Below are 18,854 nucleotides of genomic sequence, written 5' to 3'. Positions count from 1 at the left end.
CGGTTTGTACGGCATTGGCATTGTAGCCAACAGCGGTGGCTTGGTTGCCAGCGGCTACCGTATTGACACCTGCAGCCAAAGCATTGGTGCCGGTTGCACCGTCGTTATTATAGTTACCCGCAGTAGTATCAGTCGATTTAACGCTGTAGAAATGCGTTAACTTGCCCGCTAAAGTATTAGCTACTGCGTACAACTGACTACCATTAATTGCATCCAAGCTGGTGGCAGTTACCTGACCATTGGCTACATTTTGAATTTGACGCGGTGCAGTGGCTGTGCCGACACTAACCACGTCACCATCTGCTGGCGCTGCACCAGCCGTTGCGTAGGTGAAGGTTGTACCTGCAATCGTTGAGCTGGCGGTATCAACCGCTTTGGATACCGTTGATGCATTACCCAGTACAACCGCACCATCCAAACCGGTTCCGACGGTAACGCTATTGCCCATCACCATCACATTGGATGAGTTGACGGTATTACTGTTACCCACTACGCGAATGCCTGTTGTAGAGGCCGTTGGCAAGGCATTGTTGTTGCCAAATGCACCCGATTCCGTCGCCGCTACCGGGGCGGCGGCAGTACCATTATTGTTGCCAATCGTATAGGTACCTGCACCGCTCACATAGGATGGATCGCCAATCGCACCTGCATTGGCTCCGCTGACGACATTGCCCGTACCAATTGAAATAGATTTGGCGGCAGTAGCCTGCGCACCATTGCCAATAGCAATAGCATTATCAATAGTACCTGCTTGATCTTTGACGCCAGCAACCGCTGATGTACCTATCGCAACAGAATCATTACCATAGCCACGTGAAGCGTCACCAATGCTCACTGAGCGCTCAATTTTTGCCGTTCCACCAGCTGTAGTCAGCTCAGAACCTGCCCAACGTCCCAAAGCCACGTTATTATCACCAGTGAAGGATTGACCTGCCGCCATGCCTAAAGCGGTGTTACGATCGCCAGTGATCCTCCATCCGGTCCATAGCCCCATACCGACGTTAGCGCTGCCGGTAACACTCTGACCCGCTAGTTGTCCAATGGCTACATTGACATCACCGACAGAACCTCGACCAGAGCCACTACCAATGTAAGTGAAATGCCCTTGCCCAAATTGATAGTCCGCAAACGGAGTAGCAGCAGCGTTAACATTTAACCCAGCACCATAACCGATGGAGATACTTTCGGTTACAGTTGAACCCAAGTTATTACCTGCCGCAGAACCAATTGCCACATTGGTAGAACCACCTACGTTTTTACCTGCGTTGGTGCCTAAGGCCAAATTATTGTATCCTGTCGATCCAACACCTGCCGATTCGCCAATAGCTGTAGTTTGCGAGCCTAATGCCTGTGCATTCCAACCAATAGCGATCGCGCTAGTTGGGGAACTGCTTGCATTGGCCGTATTCTGAGCAAGCGCATTCCAGCCAATGGCGATCGATTGCCCCATCGTTGAGGTGGCATTTGAGCCAATGGCGATACCGCGAATGCCGGCAACGCCAGTATTGTCATTCACCGCACCTGTCGCAGTCACTTTGGCATTGGTACCAATAGCCACGGAATCACTCGCCAATGCTTGTGCACCATAACCCATTGCTGTCGCATTGGTTGCTACACCTGAAATACCCGCCACCGCATTAACACCTGCCGCTAAAGAGTTCGTAGATTTTGCGCCGTCGTTGTTGTAGTTGCCCGCTGTGGTATCGGTTGAGTTCACACTATAAAAGTGCGTTAATTTGCCTGCTAAAGTATTAGCTACAGCATACAACTGACTGCCATTGATCGCATCCAAGCTGGTTGCAGTCACCTGGCCATTGGCCACATTTTGAATTTGGCGCGGTGCGGTGGCTGTGCCGACACTAACCACGTCACCATCTGCTGGCGCTGCACCAGCCGTTGCATACGTGAAGGTAATGCCACCAATAGTTGAACTAGCGGTATCAACCGCTTTGGATACCGTTGATGCATTACCCAGTACAACAGCACCATCCAAGCCAGCTCCCACTGTGACACTATTGCCCATCACCATCACATTGGATGAGTTAACTGTATTGCTGTTACCCACCACGCGAATGCCAGTAGTGGATGCAGTCGGTAAGGCATTGTTATTACCAAACGCTCCTGATTCCGTCGCTGCAACCGATGCGGCGGCTGTGCCATTATTGTTACCAATCGTATACGTACCTGCGCCGCTCACATAGGATGGATCGCCAATCGCACCCGCATTGGCTCCGCTGACGACATTACCTGTACCAATGCTGATCGCTTGCGCAGCAGTGGCTTGCGCGCCCTTACCAATAGCAATGCCACTGGTGTTGTTGGCAATGCTGCCATTACCAACGGCAATGGCACTGCTGCTTGTGGCTTGAGCGGCTTGCCCTAAAGCGACGGTGCCATCCGCGGATGCGTTGGTATTCGCACCGACCGCAACGGATTGGTCACCGATGGCATTCGAGCTACCACCAATCGCAACAGATTGCCCCGTATTTGCTGTAGCTCCGCTCCCACAGACAATGTTGCCTGTATTATCGGCTGCTGAAGTGGTACATGTCAGCGTAGCTGCCTCCACTCCGCCAGAGACCACACCTAAAAAAGTACCTACGGCGAGCAATGCACTTGCCGCCAATTTGCTACCACTGCGTTTACCGCATGCGGCAGTATTTTCGCTGGTAGCCACCCAAGTTTGTGTATGGTGGTTAAAGCAACTTTTATACGTTGGGTCTTAGGAAGCAGAATGCTACAAAGGTTGATCACGAAGTAACTTAAGAATGACTTTATATAAATCAGTCTTACGGTGATTAAACCTAAATTCAGTTTCCTTCAAGTGTAGTAAAAAAGTGTTTTTCGGAACGCCGTTAAACTGCATCAAACGACGTTTGGCATAACTCCAGAATGATTCTATCCCATTTACATGATTAGAACCATTCACAAACTCATCTGCACCGTGATTGACCCGAAAGTGTTTATCAAAGCCGATGTCCACCAAGCCATCATAACCACGCCAGCCATCGGTGTGAATGATACTATTAATATCTGCTTTTCCGCGGATAATGGCTTGCAGACTGGCTTTTGAAGCATTCGGCACAATCTCAGTGTAGATGTTTCCATCGCGTTTGAGTAAGCCAAACACGATGGTTTTACCTGAAGCTCCTCGTCCGCGTTTACCACGTACTCGATGCGGACCAAAGTAAGATTCGTCGGCTTCTAATTCGCCTTTAAGCGGTGAGGCTTGCTGGCAAACAATCGCCAAGCGACGACGAATCTTGAGGTATATGCTGTTGATTGAACGGACGGATATACCGCTTAATGCGGCACATTCGGTTGCTGTTAAATCTAGAGCAAAATACCTTAAAATCTGACGAAACTTTGCTTCGCTAATTTTTGAATGGTTGAAGTACTTGTTTTTCATTTGGTCTCAAGAGCTTAGCGCTTATTTTAATGCGTTTGCTTCCTAAGACCCTACCTTAAAATCTGACGAAACTTTGCTTCGCTAATTTTTGAATGGTTGAAGTACTTGTTTTTCATTTGGTCTCAAGAGCTTAGCGCTTATTTTAATGCGTTTGCTTCCTAAGACCCTAATATAAATAATAGAGGTTTTTGCAAAAAAGAAACAGGGAATATTCATTTATATTTAAATATATACTTTTAATTTTTAAATTTCTTTTATTTATTTGTGTATGTACTAATTTATTATTTAACTCTTCAGCGGCACTTTCACCGCAAAACTGGCAATGGCCGCGACCAATGCCAATGCAGCGTCCGCCCACCACATCCAGTCAAAACTGTGGGTATATTGAACGGCGAGGCCGCCAAGATAGGCGCCCAAAAACGCACCCACTTGATGTGAGAGCATGGTCAGACCAAACAGCGTGCTGATATTGCGCAAACCAAACAGCCCGCCAACCAGTCCGGCGGTGGGTGGGACGGTCGCCAGCCAGGTCGTGCCCAATACAGCGGCGAAAATGTACCACGTCACCTCTGTTTTTGGGGCGAACATATAGCACACCACCGCCAGCACGCGTATCAGATATAGACTACCGAGCACTTTGGACATGGAATATTTTTGGCAGAGCTGCCCTACTGCCAAACTGCCAAATACGTTGGCGATGCCAATCACCGCCAAAGCGGTGCTGGCCACCGTTGACGGCAGACCGCACATTGAAACGGCACCCGGTAAATGCGTGACCAAAAATGCGACATGAAAACCGCAGGTAAAAAACCCAATGTGCAGCAGCCGATAGTTGCGCGAGCTCCACGCATGGCGAAACCCGACTTTTTCATTGGGAACAGCGACACCACAGCAGGCGGATGCCGCCTCTGTCGATTTCGATACCGCAGTAGCGGTGGTTTTCCCTGTGATCCAGTACAGCAAAGGCATACTGGCCAAGGCAACCAAGCCCAAGCTGGCGGTCGCGATTGCCCAAGACCACATGCTGAGGAAAAACTGTACCAAGGGTGCGAAAATGAACTGCCCGAGCGAGCTGCTCGCATTGATTAAGCCGGAGACAAAGCTGGTGCGATGCGCCGGCACCATTTGCACCGCCGCGCCAATGAACAGCGAAATGCTGGTCAATCCCGCGCCAATGGCCGATAAAATGCCGAATACCAAAAAGACGCCGGTCGCATTTTGCATGAACGGCATCATCAGCAAACTGCCAACCAAGAATAGAAACCCGAGCAAAGCGACATGACGCACGCCGTAGCGTTCGGCCAACAATCCGGCGATGGGCTGCGTAAAACCCCACATCACTTGCCCGACCGCCATAGCAAGGCTGACCAAGGCAATTGACAAACCGGTGTTCAATACGATCGGCTGAACGAACAAGCCCAAAGACTGGCGCATCCCCATGGAAACCAACACGATCAGGCAGGCCGCGAGAATGAATGCTCTGTAAGGGCGAGACGCTTGGCTGACGTCAGAAGATGCTGATGGTGCTAATGATGGTGCTACGCCAGAGAGTGCCACGCCAGCAGAATAGTCAGCCGAGGTCTGATTGGCCACGGGCTCATTCTGTGTTTGTTTGGCGGAAGGTGTATGTGAATCAAGGTTCATGGGATAGCAAATTGTTGTTCAAACCAGTCAACAGAATCCTGAGGGTCGGCACAGCGTATAAATCAATGGAGGTATGAATAATGGATAGGAAATGATTATAACCGAACGCGCAAACACAAGGAAACTATTCAAATCCGCGCATAATCGTGCATAGTTTCTCCGCGATCAATCCGGATGAGCCATAAACTGTAGTAGCCACGACTTGACCTGACAGACAGTTATTAGGCTGTCGCTAAAACTGACTCGGTTGTCTGAAATGTCCGATTCAGTTGTTTCTCGATAGCGATATGTTTGCTATCTAAAAAAGTTTGCATGGGTGTTTTACCAAAGCAATGCTTCCCTGAGTGGGTTCGTTGCTCGTTGTAATCCAGCACCCATGCGTCCAAGTCGACTTGTAACTCTTCCAAACTGTTGTATATTTTACGCCGAAATGCGGTGGCGTAGAATTCGTTTTGTATGGTTTTGTGGAAACGTTCACAAATGCCATTGGTTTGCGGATGCTTGACCTTGGTACGCGTGTGCTCAATGTCCTCTAAGTCCAAATATAACTGATACTCATGCGTTTCTCGGTTGCCACAGTATTCACTGCCTCGGTCTGTAAGGATGCGTAACAGCGGTATGTCGTGCGCCTCATAGAACGGTATCACACGGTCATTAAGCAAATCAGCCGAAGTAATGGCGTGTTTTTGTTGATACAGTTTGACAATCGCCAGCTTGCAGTAAGTGTCGATGTAGGTTTGTTGATAAATCCGCCCCACGCCTTTAATCGTGCCGACGTAATAGGTGTCTTGCGAACCCAAATAGCCTGGATGTTCGGTTTCGATTTCACCATGCGCTTGTTTCTCTTCGCGAGCACGTTCGAGTGCAAACAGTTGGTCTTCTGTGAGTATGATGCCGTCTTGTGCGATTTTGGCTGATAATGCTTTGAGTCGCTTCTGGAAGGTTTCTAAGTCATGGCGTAACCAAATGGAACGAACGCCACCACCTGAAACAAATACGCCAACTTTGCGTAATTCATTGCTCACTCGGTGCTGTCCATACGCGGGTTTGTCTATGGCGAAGTTGACCACCGCTTCTTCTATTGACGGGTCGATACGGTTCTTGAGTATCGGTTTACGGCGACTGATTTCTTGTAACGCCGCCTCACCTCCGCGCTCATACAAATCTCTAAACCGATAGTAACTGTCTCGACTAAATCCCATCGTCTTGCAGGCTTTTGAGACACTGCCCAAAGTTTGGGCTAAATTGAGCAAACCTAATTTATTTTTGATAATCTTGTGACTTGATTGAGTGTTCATTTCTGACTCCTTTGTTTCCTATATGATAAACAAAACGTCAGATTAAGTCTTAACTAATACACATAAACATGGAATCAAACCGCTCAAATACAATCGGCCAAACACCCTGTATGAAGTGTTTGGCCGAGCGTGTCGCGCTGAATGACGCAATGTTCGCCACCTACGCCATGCTGCGCTCTATATTTGTGGACGCTTTATGCGCTGTGAATCACACCGCATCCGAGCCGGTTTCACCGGTACGGATACGGATCACTTCGTCAATGGTGCGCACGAAAATTTTACCGTCGCCGATTTTGCCGGTATGTGCGGCTTTGATGATGGCGTCTACGGCCGTGTCCACCAAACCGTCGTCGATCACCAATTCCACTTTGACTTTGGGCAAAAAATCCACCACATATTCGGCGCCGCGGTACAACTCCGTGTGACCTTTTTGGCGACCAAAACCTTTTACTTCGGTCACAGTTAAGCCCGTAACACCAACCTCTGCCAGCGCCTCACGAACTTCGTCCAGCTTAAACGGCTTGATGATTGCTGTAATTTCTTTCATGGTCAGTCCTTTTCTTTTTCCGTGACAAAAAATAATGAATTCAACGACTTGAGTTCACTGTATCCTATTAAATCCCTGTGTGAGCAATCTCGCCAATGAGCCAGCGCGGACAGTAGGGATCACCCCGTGTTTCTTACATTCTAAACCATACGTATGACAAGGATTTTGCCATAATTCATCGACGCACAGTGGCTTGAAATCCGCCTGTATTGCACCATTTTGGTGAAAGTCGCATTATTTTCAAGCGATTTGAATGGCAACTCTGTGTGCGATTGCTCTCACCTTGTCTGCACACTGCCTGTTGAGTCCACAGGCCATAACGACTGCGGCAATCAACCTCTATGACGATATGCCTGTGATTGTAGCATTTGCCCCAAAAAACCGTCAAAAAAACTACCCTCACCCAAATAGCGCCGAGCTTTAATTGTCACATGCTCCGGCTACACGTACAATAACGAATTCTTTCTCATTGCCCTCTTTTTGCTTATATTTTTGCTGATAATTTCACCCATGTCCACCATACCCACTTCCCGTACCGAAAACCTCAACGTCTCCAGCGTTGGCCACATGCCCTCTCCCGCTGAAGTTAAGCAGCGTATTCCTTTGTCCGAATCAGCAGCACGTACCGTGGAGAGCGGCCGCAAAGTTTTACAAAACATTCTGGACGGTAAAGATCATCGTTTGATGGTGGTGGTCGGCCCCTGCTCCATTCACGACCCCGAGGCTGGTCTGGACTACGCGCGCCGTTTGAAAATTCTGGCGGAAGAATTGAGTGACACGCTGTACATCGTAATGCGGGTGTATTTTGAAAAGCCGCGTACTTCCACGGGTTGGAAAGGTTTTATCAACGATCCCAATATGGATGACTCGTTTGATATCGATCAGGGCATGCAAAAGGCGCGTCAATTTTTATTGGATGTTAACGAACTGGGCTTGCCCGCCGCAACCGAGGCGCTCGATCCGATCGCACCACAGTATTATGGCGATTTGATCGCTTGGACCGCGATTGGCGCGCGCACAGCCGAGTCACAAACCCACCGCGAGATGGCGTCCGGCTTATCCACACCGGTTGGCTTTAAAAACGCCACGGATGGTTCACTCGACGCAGCGGTAAACGGTATTTTGTCCGCGTCTGCGCCGCACAGTTTCTTGGGCATCAACGAAAGAGGCGAAACCGCCATCATCCGCACGCGTGGCAATGCCTACGCACACACCGTATTGCGCGGTGGCGGTGGTCGCCCGAACTACGACACCGTATCCGTATCGTTGGCAGAAAAAGCACTGAATAAAGCCCAACTGCCTGCCAATATCATGATCGACTGCTCGCACGCCAATTCGTGGAAAAACCATGATTTTCAGCCGCTGGTTCTCAAAGACGTGGCGCACCAAATCCGCGAAGGCAATACCTCCATCATCGGCGTGATGATCGAGAGCTTTATCGAGGCAGGCAATCAAGTAATTCCGGAAGACCGCAGCCAGATGCTGTACGGCTGTTCGGTAACGGATGCGTGCATCAATTGGCCAACCACCGAACGCATATTGACCGAAATGCGCGAGCTGCTCAAAACGCCGCTGCTCCATCGCCATGAGTCTCGCTCGAAGGCCTAATACAAACGATTGAAAAACATTCTATAATAGCGGCCTTCATCAGAGTTAGGCTCTGTTAAACCTCTATAACACAATCACCCGATAAGGATTGAATCATGACCCACGTAGTACTCGAAGCCTGCATCCAATGCCGTTACACCGACTGTGTGGACGTGTGTCCCGTGGATTGCTTCAAAAAAGGGCCGAATTTTTTAACGATTGACCCGGACGAATGCATTGACTGTGCGGTGTGTATTCCCGAGTGTCCGGTAGAGGCCATTGTGCCGGAAGAAGACGTTCCAGCCAATCAGCAGCACATGATCGCACTGAATGCCGAGCTATCGAAAAAGTGGCCAACGATTTCACGTATGGAAGGCGCATTGCCCGACGCGGATGAGTGGGCCAAACGCACGGATAAATTGCAATATTTGATCAAAGAATAAGCGACCAGTTGATCGACATCAATCAAAAAAGGTTCAGTGCAGTGCACTGAACCTTTTATTTTTGACTAAACTCAGAAATAAATGCCTGTCTGTAACCGAAGCACATCAATTGCATTCATCATTCGCGCTCAGTGCTATAAGCCCCTCGCGCCCTGTCACTACGTCAACTGTCCACCAATCGCTTGCACCTGTTCGAGTAAATGCGTCCACGCCGTATCCAGCGCAGCAGCGGCCTCGCCCTCTGCTTTCACGCCCAACTCAATGCTGTAGCGTTTGATTTCGCCATAATGCCCCAGCGTTGGCAAGCTGTAGGTTTGCACGCCAACGTATTCGCGTTCAATCGCCTCCATCAACGGCGCGATTTGCGACTCTTGCAGGTCATACACCATGCACGAGCGTTGCGCAAAGCCATCCTTGAAAAACCAGTCGCGGTAATAGGTGTCCAAAATCCACATCACCATCGGATGCGCCATCACCGGAAAACCCGGCATGAAATAATGCTGTCGAATGCTAAAACCCGCAATGCCGTTGAACCGATTCGGAATCAACTGCGCCCCAACCACAAAATTGCCCATCTGCCGACGCTGCTGATGCGTCGCACCGTTCAAGTCTGTCTCACCGCGCTTTTGCGCCGCCGCATCAATCAAGGCGACTGCTTCGGGATTGAGTGCCATCGGCAAACCCAAAGCCTCGGCTACCGCTTGGCGCGTGTGATCGTCCGGCGTTGCGCCTATACCGCCGGTGACCAAGACGGGAATCGATTCAGCGAAGCTGCGTTGGAGCCGTTTGACCAAATCCACCCGATCATCGCACACATATTCGACCCACGCCAAACGCAAGCCTCGCTCGGCCAGCAATTGTTTAATCGCCGGGAAATGCGCATCCGCACGCGTACCCTGCACAATCTCATCGCCAATAATCATCAGACCGAATTTCATACAGCCGCTCCTTTATCCGCTTGCTCAATCATCGGCTCCGTTCGCGCCGAGGCATCGGGTAAAGGTTGTGCGTTCGCGGTTTTTGCCCGATCCTCCCGTAAATCCTGCAACGCCTGCAAACAATACAAACTATACGCCAAGCCGCAATAGGTGAATAATGCAGTAAAGGTCAGCACCGATAAAATCGCCGTCAAAGGCAATAAGGCCAAGCCCAGCACCGAACCAACCCATACAAACGTGGGCAACGCCCCCAATAAAGTCACCGCGACACCCAGCAAAAACAAATTCAGATTATGCTGCTTGGCAATGCTTTCGAACTCCTCATGCGTCGCATGATCGGCCAAGGCATCCAGCGTAAACACCTTCTGATTGTAGCGCGCGATAATCCCACCGTGAATCAGCGCACCCGCGCCCGCGAGTACATACGCGGGAACAGAAATAATCCAAAAGAAGGCGAACCAAAAAGTCCATTTCATCGTGTGCCAAACGGATTGCCACGTGGATAATTTGCCCTCACGGTGCAAATTCGGGAAGTACCGGCTGGCCACCAGCCGATTGATATGGCTCATGCCAAACACGCTGATCAGCACCATCGCCCAAATCACGGTCAGCACCACAAAGAACACGGCCGTGAGCATGAAAGCAAAAAAACCCATCACGCCATTGAGCGCCATTTCCCACCAATTGTTACCGACCCATTGACCATCAATCCAGCTTTGCACCCGCATCATGGCGGCACGAATATCATCGCCCCAAACCAAACCCACAACCAGCATAACCAGCAACCAAAACAGCGCAGAGACCAATGCCGGTTTCCAAATCAATAACCAAACGCGCGGCGAAAGCATTAAAGTCAACGCACGCGTTAGCGCCTGTATTACACGAGCCATACAGCCCTCCTTTTTATATCAGCTCACCCGTCACCTCAGTTCCAGTTTTCAAGGTGACCATTAACAATATCAATAGATTATCACACAAAGCCCTCTGAGAGGGATGAGCGGACAATGCGCAGGCGGACATAAAAAAACCGTGCGAAATCGGCATTTCGCACGGTTGCCAATTCTCCATTCGCAGAGCATGACTGGAGAACTTGGAGATCAAAATTTATATCAATAGACTCAATCGGTTTGCGTTTTCATCGGCGTGCTGCCAACAACACCGGCGACAAACAATTTGTCCTGAACCGTATCGGTTTTGATGGTGCGTGCGCACGCACGGCCATCTTCTTTAAACGCATGAATACGACGTGGTTTCAGATACAGCGCGATTTCATCACCCATTTTATAGTGGCTGTCGCCCGATTGACGCACGGTCACGGTTTCCGCATCTTCGGTTACGCGCACGTACAGGTAGGACGCTTCACCCAGTTTTTCCAAATATTCCACTTTGCCGTGAATCACGTTTTCAGTCTCATCGGTCGCGATGATGACGTGTTCCGGACGGATACCCAACTCAAGCGGTGCGCCTTTTGGCAAGCCAACCGCATTCACGCGCACTTGGAAGGATTTACCGGCCACATCAACAGTCGCTTCGTTCGGCTCTGCGTGAATCAACTTGGCCGGAATGAAATTCATTTTGGGTGAGCCGATGAAACCGGCCACAAATTTATTCACAGGGAAATGGTACAACTCCAATGGCGCGCCAAACTGTGCCACTGAGCCGTCTTTGCGCACCGCATCGCCCGCGTTGAGCAATACGATTTTATCGGCCAAGGTCATCGCCTCAACCTGATCGTGCGTCACATAAATCATGCTGGCGTTCAAGCTTTCGTGCAGACGTGCGATTTCGATACGGGTTTGCACACGCAGCGCCGCATCCAAGTTCGACAACGGCTCGTCAAACAAAAATACGTCGGGATTGCGCACAATCGCACGACCAATTGCCACACGCTGACGTTGACCACCCGAGAGTTCTTTCGGCAAACGATCCAACAGCTTGTCCAACTGCAAGATCCGCGCGGCTTCGTTCACTTTTTGCTCAATGGTACTCTTATCCGTCTTGGCAATTTTCAAACCAAAAGCCATATTTTCGCGCACCGTCATGTGCGGATACAAGGCATAGCTTTGGAACACCATGGATACGCCACGCTCGGACGGCGCTTTTTCGTTCATACGTTTGCCGCCGATGTACAAATCACCGCTGGTAATGTCTTCCAAACCGGCGATCATGCGCAACAAGGTGGATTTACCACAGCCGGACGGGCCGACAAACACGCAAAATTCGCCCTGACCGATTTGCAGATTAACATCCTGAATCGTGTTCGGGTTATTGCCATATTTTTTATTCACGTTTTTTAAGAGAATTTCTGCCATTTTGATCTCCTTTTATTGTTTCGCCTCGGCGACATCCACCCATGCGAACAGGGTTTGCCACGGCGACAGTTGTAAATCCTGAGTGGATACGGTTTTCAGCGCGTCGCTTTGCTCCGCCTGAGTACTTGGTGTGACTTGCTGCGGCACCTGTGCCATTGATTGAATGACACAATGCTGCGGTAAAACATATTGACATGCTTGATCGGATAAATTGAACGCACATAGCAAACGCTGCGTTCCGTCGCTGCGGATAAAGGCAAACACTCGCTCATCCGGCGGCAAAAACTCAATCGCTCCCGACCACAAAATAGGCATGACGCGACGAATCTCGAACCAACGACGGTAAAAATTGAGCAAGCTATTCGGGTCTTGATCCTGTTCACTTACTGCACGACTCATATGCTCCGGTGCAATGGGCAGCCACGGTTTGCCTTGCGAAAATCCGGCGTTCGGACTGCGTGCATCCCAAACCATCGGTGTGCGACAGCCATCGCGCCCGCCTTCTTCCGGCCACATACTGATGCCGTACGGGTCTTGCAACTGCTCAAACGTTAATTTGGCCTCGGTCAAACCCAACTCTTCACCTTGATAAAAGCATGGGCTGCCGCGCAAAGTCATCAACAGCGACGCATACAAGCGCAAAGCACGCGGATCGTCGCTCCAACGGCTGGCCACACGCTTCACGTCGTGGTTGGCAAACGACCAACAGGCCCAACCATCGCTCACCGCTTGTTCAAACTCGGTAAACGTGCGGTAAAAATGATCCGCTGAGTTTTGCTCGGCCAACAGACTGAATGAATACGCGGTATGCAGCTTGTCGCCGCCGCCCGTGTACTGCGCTTGCAATACCAAAGGATGCTCGTCACCAATTTCACCGATCGTGGTAATACCCGGATACTCATTCAGCACTGCGCGAAATTCGCGCAGAAATTGAAGGTTTTCAGGCTGTGATTTATCGTACAAATGCGTCTGCCAGCTATACGGATTGTTTGGCACAACTCCGCTGTCATTGCATATCGGACGGCCGCGACCGGGATTGTCACGCAGTTGCGCATCGTGGATATAGAAGTTCACTGTATCCAATCTGAACCCATCCACACCGATATCCAGCCAAAACCGTGCGACATCGAACAAGGCTTGGCGCACTTGCGGATGATGCAAATTCAAATCCGGCTGACTGGTTAAAAAATTGTGGAAATAATACTGTTCACGTTTGGAGTCCCACTGCCATGCGCTGCCAATGAAAATCGACAGCCAGTTGTTGGGCACGGAACCATCGGATTTCGCATCCGCCCACACATACCAGTCGGCTTTTGGATTGTCACGACTTTGACGCGACTCTTTGAACCACGCGTGTTGATCCGATGTGTGACTCAACACCTGATCGATAATCACGCGTAAGCCCAACTCATGCGCCCGCGCCACCAACTGTTTAAAATCATCCAGAGTGCCGAACATCGGATCAACGTCGCAATAGTCCGAAACGTCGTAACCGAAATCCTTCATCGGCGAGGTGAAAAACGGCGACAACCAAACCGCATCCACACCCAATTCCGCCACATACGGCAATCGTTCGATAATCCCTTTCAGATCACCGATACCATCGCCATTGCTGTCCTGATACGAGCGCGGATAAATCTGGTAAATACTCGCACCGCGCCACCATTCAGGATTTTTGACGTTATCAGGATGTTGCAAAAATTGTTTTGGCATATTCGCTCCTGTTAACCTTTCACCGCACCACTGGTTAAGCCGGATACAATCTTACGTTGCAACAGCAACACCATCAGCACCAGCGGCAAGGTCACGATCACCGAAGCGGCCATCAATTTACCCCACGGCAATTCCTGAGAGCTTGCCCCGCCACCGATCAGTGAAATCGCCACCGGTACGGTACGCTGCGCATCATCATTCACGAAAGTTAAGGCGAACAAGAACTCATTCCACGCCGCCACGAATGCCAACAAACCCGTAGACACCAGCGCCGGCCACATCAACGGCATAAACACATCCTTGATGATGCGCCACGGCGTACAACCGTCCATGATCGCAGCTTCTTCAATCTCCTTCGGCAAATCGCGGATAAACGTAGTCAACACCCACACGGTAAACGGCAAGGTAAAAATCAGGTAAGGCAACACCAAACCCATACTCTTGTTATACAAGCCAAAGGTACGCATCATTTCAAACATACCGGCCAAAACCGCCACCTGCGGGAACATCGACACCGCCAAAATAGCGATGAGCAACATGCCACGGCCTTTGAACTGCACACGCCCCAAAGCATACGCCGCCGTCACGCCTAAAAACAACGATGCCGCGACCACAGAGACGGACACCATCAATGAATTGATGATATTGAGCCAAAACGGCTGATCGCTGTTGGCAAAAATAGCCTTGTAGTTGGCCATACTCAAACCTGTGTTGACCACATCGGTCACATCGTACAAAGCATTGCCGGTTAACATGGAAGATAAAATCGCGTAGCCGAATGGGAACAGCGCAAACACCACAATCACCACCACCAACAGCCAAAATAATACGCGCCAAAAAATCGACTTAGGCATCAGAGCCTCCTTACAAAATGTTTATTTCACATCACAACAAAAACCATTTGAACTACATCAAAAGCCATTTAATTATTGGCATTGGTTCGTGTGAGTTTCATATAAATCAAGGTACAAGCCGCGATGATTAAAAACAGCACCGTCGAAGCCGCAGACCCTTCGCCCGCATAACCATTGGCAATCAGTTTTTCACGGACAAAGCCGGACATACTGATGGTCTGCTCATTGGTACCGGTCATAATGTAGATCACGTCGAACACGCGCAGAGCATCGAGCAAGCGGAAAATCACCGCCACCAGCAATGCCGGTTTGATCAACGGCAAGGTCACTTTGAAAAACACTTTGACCGGATGAACGCCATCCACCTTAGCCGCCTCATAGCAATCCTTAGGCAACATTTGCAAAGCCGCCAAAATCAGCAAAGCCATGAACGGTGTCGTTTTCCATACGTCGGCGATCAAAACCGAGAGCATCGGATAATCGGTGGTGAACGCAATGCGCTCAAAGCCCAACCATACGAGGAACAGATTGATGATCCCGAATTGCTGTTGCAACATCCAGTCCCACATTTTGGCCGACACGATGGTCGGAATCGCCCACGGTACCAAAACCGCAGTACGCACCAAGCCGCGACCTTTAAACTCGGCATTAAGCACCAATGCCACCGCCAAGCCAAAGATAGTCTCCAATGTCACTGAAACGATCGCAAAAAAGAAAGTATTTTTAATCGCGCCCCACCAAGCGGAGCTGATGATTTCGGAACCGGTAAAAAATAAACCATATTCACCAATGTAATTGTCCAAGCCAACGAATTTAACATCGGGACCGGTCATCATATCGATTTTGGCATCGGTCAAGCTGAGCCAAATCGTCCGTGCCAACGGCCAAACGGCGACCATCAGCAATACAACGAGCATGGGTGCCAAAAAAATCCAAGCACTGCGCACGCGTTGCTTATTTAATTCTGTTTGTTGTGTATTTGCCATGTAGTGTCTCCCAAATGGGGTACATCATCTGTCGTAAGCATCCGATCAAAGTGTTGTCCTTTAATCTTCAAGCGGTACGACATGAATTAACCGCTGCACTCACCCAATCAAATAATCAAACCAATGCATTGGGTAAAAATTGGGTAAAAAAATGCCAAACCCCTGTGAAAGGATTTGGCATATGCACTTAAATTACCACTTGTCTCCGCGGCGGATTTTGGTCAAATCTTCTTCCAATTTTTTGACCGCATCAGCACCAGAGGCTTTGCCGTTCAATACAGAAGAAGCAGAGTTCCAGATTGCAGCAGATACTTCATTGTATTTATCACCGGTCACAGTCGCAGGACGAGCCACTGCATTGGTAAGCACTTCATACAAGTCACCGAAGAATGGAGCCGCTTTCAATACATCAGCGTCTTTATACAACTCAGGGATCGTTGGATTGTAAGAACCTTCAATCGCGCGTTGTTTTTGGATTTCAGGGCTGGTCAAGAACATCACCAAATCAGCCGCTTCTTTCGGATGTTTGGAGTACTTCGGTACAGCCAACTGCCAGCCACCCAAAGTAGCAGCCGATTTACCGTCCGGACCTGCTGGCAATGCAGAAACAGCGACTTTACCTTTAACTTTGCTGTCATCTTTTTGCATCAACGCCCAAGCATACGGCCAGTTACGCATAAATACAGCATTACCGTTTTGGAAAATACCGCGCGCTTCTTCTTCAGCACCGTTCAATACGCTTTTCGGAGAAATGACACCTACCCATTTAGCCGCCGCATCAAATGCTGCCGCTGTTTTCGGGTTATTCGCGCTGATTTTACCATCCGGTTCAACGAATGAACCACCGCCAAAGCTCGCCGACCATTCCAACGCATCACAGGTCAGACCTTCGTATGCTTTACCTTGGAATACGAAACCTTGCATTTCCTTATTACCCGCTGCGCGTTCGCCATCCTGAACTTTTTGTGCTGCAGCGGCCATTTCATCCCAAGTTTTCGGCGCTGTCAGCTTATATTTTTCCAACAAGTCTTTACGATAGTACAAGACACCGGCATCGGTGAACCAAGGCATTGCCAATAATTTACCATCGATGGTGTTATTCGCAACGATTGCAGGGAAGTGTTTGGCTTCCGCGCCATTGGTGTACGGTTTCAAATCCAACAAATGATTTTTCAGCACGCCCGGCCAAACCACGTCTACCATCACCACATCCAGATCAGACGAGCCTGCGCCAAACTGTTGACGGAACAACGCCAAAATATCGGTACTCGAATTCGGTGCTGTGAATAGCTTGACTTTATTACCGGTTTTTTGTGACCAAGCATCGGTCAATTTTTTACACATCTCAAAATCTTGACCCACCGAACCACAGGAAATGGTCAATTCAACCGGACCTGCTTTACCACCGTCTGCTGGAGCAGCTGCTGCCTTCGGTGCTTCTTTGCTGCCGCCACCGCACGCAGCCAGAACCAATGTTGCACCCACTGCCAAAGCCATTTTTTTCATATCAAAAATCATTATCAATCTCCTTGAATAAGACTTTTGCACAACCGGATACATCGAAGCATGCTCTTAAAATCTCCTAACTGCTTGCATCAACCATCTAAAATCGCGCAAAACCCTTGGAACTAATACGGCACATCTCACTTCCCTCGTGTAATCGTTTGCAAAAAATGTAAAAATAATAATAGCTTTCTTACACAAAACGTACACAAGTTACAACAACTCTACACCCTCAATTTCCAAAAGTCAACACAAAATATAGACACTTTATGAAAATTGGTTCATAATCAGTCACACATGTCAAGCACCATTTTGGCCTGTGAGGGGTTTTAGAAACTGACGAAAAAATAAAAATTTTTTATTTTCATTGAGTTGGAACAGGTTTCTAAAACACAATAAGACTTTTACTACAAGAGGAGCATCATGAAACACAAATATCTATCTTTGGCGGTTTTGAGCTTGTTCAGCGGTATGACTATGGCCGCAACCAGCGTGACTTTGTACGGTACAGCAGAAATCGCTTACCGCGATCAAACAGGTGACAACCTCAGCTTGCGTCAAGATGCAGCCGGCGAATCTCGCTTGGGCGTTAAAGGTCAAGAAGATTTGGGTAACGGCACCGCCGCTTTCTTCCAATTGGAATCTCGCTATGACTTGGATACCGGTGCCAACACGGGTACTGCTGCTGGCACAGGCTTTTTTGATGAAAAAGCAGTCGTTGGTTTGAGCTTTGCCAATGGCGCGCACAAAGTGTACTTTGGTAAATCTGCATCTCCAATCGACCGCATCGGCAACAACATCGGTCACTTGGCCAATGATTTTGGCGTTAAAACATCTATGGGTGGCTGGCGCAACGGTGCATTCTACGACTACAACGCCAATGGTTTGGCTGTAGCCGCTGCTGTGACAACTAAGGGTGGAGCCTATTCGCCTAACACCGCTAACGTAACAGAGGGCGGTAAAGATACTAAATCATCTTACGGTATTTCTGCTCGTTATGATGCTGCAAACTGGTATTTTGGCGCTGGCTGGCAAGCGGACAATGATAAAAGCCATGCCGTAGACAGCTCTGGTCTTTATACCGGTTCAGGCGTGAAAAATGAATGGCTGGCAGTTGCAGGTTATAAATTTAACCCAGTATTTTTAGGCGCTTCTTATGCAGATGCTAAGGGTTACGGCTCTAGTAATAGCTCTTTTGACCATCGCCGTATCATCCAAGCTCATATTGGTGGTAATCTGACCCCTAACGACCAGTTGTTTGCTAACTATGCTCGCTACAACACTAAAACAGATGGCGCCAATAAAGAAAAAACCAATAAATACGGTTTGGGCTATGTTCACTCTTTAAGCAAACGCACCAGCGTATTTGCAGGTGTAGCACGTGTTAAAGACAGCATCGCTGATACCAGCTACACCGACTGGGACGTTGGCGTAAAACACACGTTCTAATGATGTACCTCAAATTTTTTGAGTGTTGAGTTTTCGAGCGTTCAGCGGGTTCATCCATAAAGCCCGCCGACACCGCACAAGCTTGAATATTGGGCACCAAAAAATTTGAGTTTTTATTTGTCTTTATTCTCTTATATTTTTTCCCGACAAACGGGATCGGCATATGCTAAT

The 18,854-nt window shown here is 49.2% G+C and carries 14 protein-coding genes and 1 pseudogene; 3 read left to right on the top strand and 12 right to left on the bottom strand.

Translation table 11 applies throughout. From position 1 onward, the window contains the following. Window positions 1-28: 28 nt before the first annotated feature. The 5 genes and pseudogenes from ACZ41M_RS01635 to ACZ41M_RS01615 all read right to left on the bottom strand — a co-directional run. Window positions 29-2,704: pseudogene (locus tag ACZ41M_RS01635) on the bottom strand (beta strand repeat-containing protein); the annotation flags it as partial. A gap of 33 nt (window positions 2,705-2,737) precedes the next feature. Beyond that, window positions 2,738-3,409: an IS1595 family transposase gene (locus ACZ41M_RS01630; protein ID WP_464729991.1), complete on the bottom strand. Its 672-nt coding sequence runs from the start codon at window positions 3,407-3,409 to the stop codon at window positions 2,738-2,740. Between the two features lie 285 nt (window positions 3,410-3,694). Next, the gene (locus ACZ41M_RS01625) at window positions 3,695-5,002 is read right to left on the bottom strand and encodes an MFS transporter (RefSeq protein ID WP_464730591.1); all 1,308 of its coding nucleotides are present in this window, start codon (window positions 5,000-5,002) and stop codon (window positions 3,695-3,697) included. Window positions 5,003-5,274: 272 nt separating this feature from the next. Continuing rightward, window positions 5,275-6,351 carry an IS481 family transposase gene (locus tag ACZ41M_RS01620; RefSeq protein ID WP_464729930.1) on the bottom strand — a complete coding sequence of 359 codons (1,077 nt, stop codon included), beginning with the start codon at window positions 6,349-6,351 and terminating at the stop codon, window positions 5,275-5,277. A 208-nt stretch (window positions 6,352-6,559) separates the two neighbouring features. Continuing rightward, window positions 6,560-6,898 carry a P-II family nitrogen regulator gene (locus ACZ41M_RS01615; RefSeq protein WP_464730592.1) on the bottom strand — a complete coding sequence of 113 codons (339 nt, stop codon included), beginning with the start codon at window positions 6,896-6,898 and terminating at the stop codon, window positions 6,560-6,562. 510 nt (window positions 6,899-7,408) lie between these two features. On the opposite strand from ACZ41M_RS01615, the gene ACZ41M_RS01610 reads away from it, so the two are divergent. Together ACZ41M_RS01610 and fdxA are read left to right on the top strand one after the other, a co-directional pair. Next, a complete protein-coding gene (locus tag ACZ41M_RS01610; protein ID WP_464730593.1) occupies window positions 7,409-8,506 on the top strand; it encodes a 3-deoxy-7-phosphoheptulonate synthase in 1,098 nt (365 codons plus the stop codon). A 95-nt stretch (window positions 8,507-8,601) separates the two neighbouring features. Beyond that, a complete protein-coding gene (gene fdxA / locus ACZ41M_RS01605; protein ID WP_464730594.1) occupies window positions 8,602-8,928 on the top strand; it encodes a ferredoxin FdxA in 327 nt (108 codons plus the stop codon). Window positions 8,929-9,086: 158 nt separating this feature from the next. Here fdxA and ACZ41M_RS01600 read toward each other — a convergent pair whose 3' ends face one another. The 7 genes from ACZ41M_RS01600 to ACZ41M_RS01570 all read right to left on the bottom strand — a co-directional run bounded on the left by ACZ41M_RS01600 (window position 9,087) and on the right by ACZ41M_RS01570 (window position 17,249). After that, window positions 9,087-9,866, bottom strand: a complete 780-nt coding sequence (locus ACZ41M_RS01600) for a competence/damage-inducible protein A (RefSeq protein ID WP_464730595.1) — start codon at window positions 9,864-9,866, stop codon at window positions 9,087-9,089. Beyond that, entirely contained in the window at window positions 9,863-10,756 is an 894-nt protein-coding gene (locus ACZ41M_RS01595; protein ID WP_464730596.1) for an EI24 domain-containing protein, read from the bottom strand. The genes ACZ41M_RS01600 and ACZ41M_RS01595 overlap by 4 nt, the downstream gene beginning before the upstream one ends. A gap of 228 nt (window positions 10,757-10,984) precedes the next feature. Next, a complete protein-coding gene (locus ACZ41M_RS01590; RefSeq protein ID WP_464730597.1) occupies window positions 10,985-12,178 on the bottom strand; it encodes an ABC transporter ATP-binding protein in 1,194 nt (397 codons plus the stop codon). A 12-nt stretch (window positions 12,179-12,190) separates the two neighbouring features. Beyond that, entirely contained in the window at window positions 12,191-13,891 is a 1,701-nt protein-coding gene (locus tag ACZ41M_RS01585; RefSeq protein ID WP_464730598.1) for an alpha-glucosidase family protein, read from the bottom strand. 11 nt (window positions 13,892-13,902) lie between these two features. Next, window positions 13,903-14,745: a carbohydrate ABC transporter permease gene (locus ACZ41M_RS01580; protein WP_464730599.1), complete on the bottom strand. Its 843-nt coding sequence runs from the start codon at window positions 14,743-14,745 to the stop codon at window positions 13,903-13,905. 68 nt (window positions 14,746-14,813) lie between these two features. Continuing rightward, window positions 14,814-15,731 carry a carbohydrate ABC transporter permease gene (locus tag ACZ41M_RS01575; RefSeq protein WP_464730600.1) on the bottom strand — a complete coding sequence of 306 codons (918 nt, stop codon included), beginning with the start codon at window positions 15,729-15,731 and terminating at the stop codon, window positions 14,814-14,816. Between the two features lie 192 nt (window positions 15,732-15,923). Next, on the bottom strand, window positions 15,924-17,249 hold the full coding sequence (locus tag ACZ41M_RS01570) for an ABC transporter substrate-binding protein (protein ID WP_464730601.1): 1,326 nt from the start codon (window positions 17,247-17,249) through the stop codon (window positions 15,924-15,926). Window positions 17,250-17,657: 408 nt separating this feature from the next. On the opposite strand from ACZ41M_RS01570, the gene ACZ41M_RS01565 reads away from it, so the two are divergent. Further along, window positions 17,658-18,683: a porin gene (locus ACZ41M_RS01565; RefSeq protein ID WP_464730602.1), complete on the top strand. Its 1,026-nt coding sequence runs from the start codon at window positions 17,658-17,660 to the stop codon at window positions 18,681-18,683. The last annotated feature ends 171 nt before the right edge of the window (window positions 18,684-18,854 follow it).

Source organism: Puribacter membranae (genome assembly GCF_055380425.1).
Note: the sequence above shows the minus strand (reverse complement) of the source record. Positions and strands in the feature narration are given on the sequence as shown.

Excerpts from the sequence above, each read along its gene's own strand:
- ACZ41M_RS01630 (WP_464729991.1), bottom strand. The coding sequence starts at position 3,409 with ATGAAAAACAAGTACTTCAACCATTCAAAAATTAGCGAAGCAAAGTTT.
- ACZ41M_RS01620 (WP_464729930.1), bottom strand. The coding sequence starts at position 6,351 with ATGAACACTCAATCAAGTCACAAGATTATCAAAAATAAATTAGGTTTG.
- ACZ41M_RS01615 (WP_464730592.1), bottom strand. The coding sequence starts at position 6,898 with ATGAAAGAAATTACAGCAATCATCAAGCCGTTTAAGCTGGACGAAGTT.
- ACZ41M_RS01610 (WP_464730593.1), top strand. The coding sequence starts at position 7,409 with ATGTCCACCATACCCACTTCCCGTACCGAAAACCTCAACGTCTCCAGC.
- fdxA (WP_464730594.1), top strand. The coding sequence starts at position 8,602 with ATGACCCACGTAGTACTCGAAGCCTGCATCCAATGCCGTTACACCGAC.
- ACZ41M_RS01600 (WP_464730595.1), bottom strand. The coding sequence starts at position 9,866 with ATGAAATTCGGTCTGATGATTATTGGCGATGAGATTGTGCAGGGTACG.
- ACZ41M_RS01595 (WP_464730596.1), bottom strand. The coding sequence starts at position 10,756 with ATGGCTCGTGTAATACAGGCGCTAACGCGTGCGTTGACTTTAATGCTT.
- ACZ41M_RS01590 (WP_464730597.1), bottom strand. The coding sequence starts at position 12,178 with ATGGCAGAAATTCTCTTAAAAAACGTGAATAAAAAATATGGCAATAAC.
- ACZ41M_RS01585 (WP_464730598.1), bottom strand. The coding sequence starts at position 13,891 with ATGCCAAAACAATTTTTGCAACATCCTGATAACGTCAAAAATCCTGAA.
- ACZ41M_RS01580 (WP_464730599.1), bottom strand. The coding sequence starts at position 14,745 with ATGCCTAAGTCGATTTTTTGGCGCGTATTATTTTGGCTGTTGGTGGTG.
- ACZ41M_RS01575 (WP_464730600.1), bottom strand. The coding sequence starts at position 15,731 with ATGGCAAATACACAACAAACAGAATTAAATAAGCAACGCGTGCGCAGT.
- ACZ41M_RS01570 (WP_464730601.1), bottom strand. The coding sequence starts at position 17,249 with ATGATTTTTGATATGAAAAAAATGGCTTTGGCAGTGGGTGCAACATTG.
- ACZ41M_RS01565 (WP_464730602.1), top strand. The coding sequence starts at position 17,658 with ATGAAACACAAATATCTATCTTTGGCGGTTTTGAGCTTGTTCAGCGGT.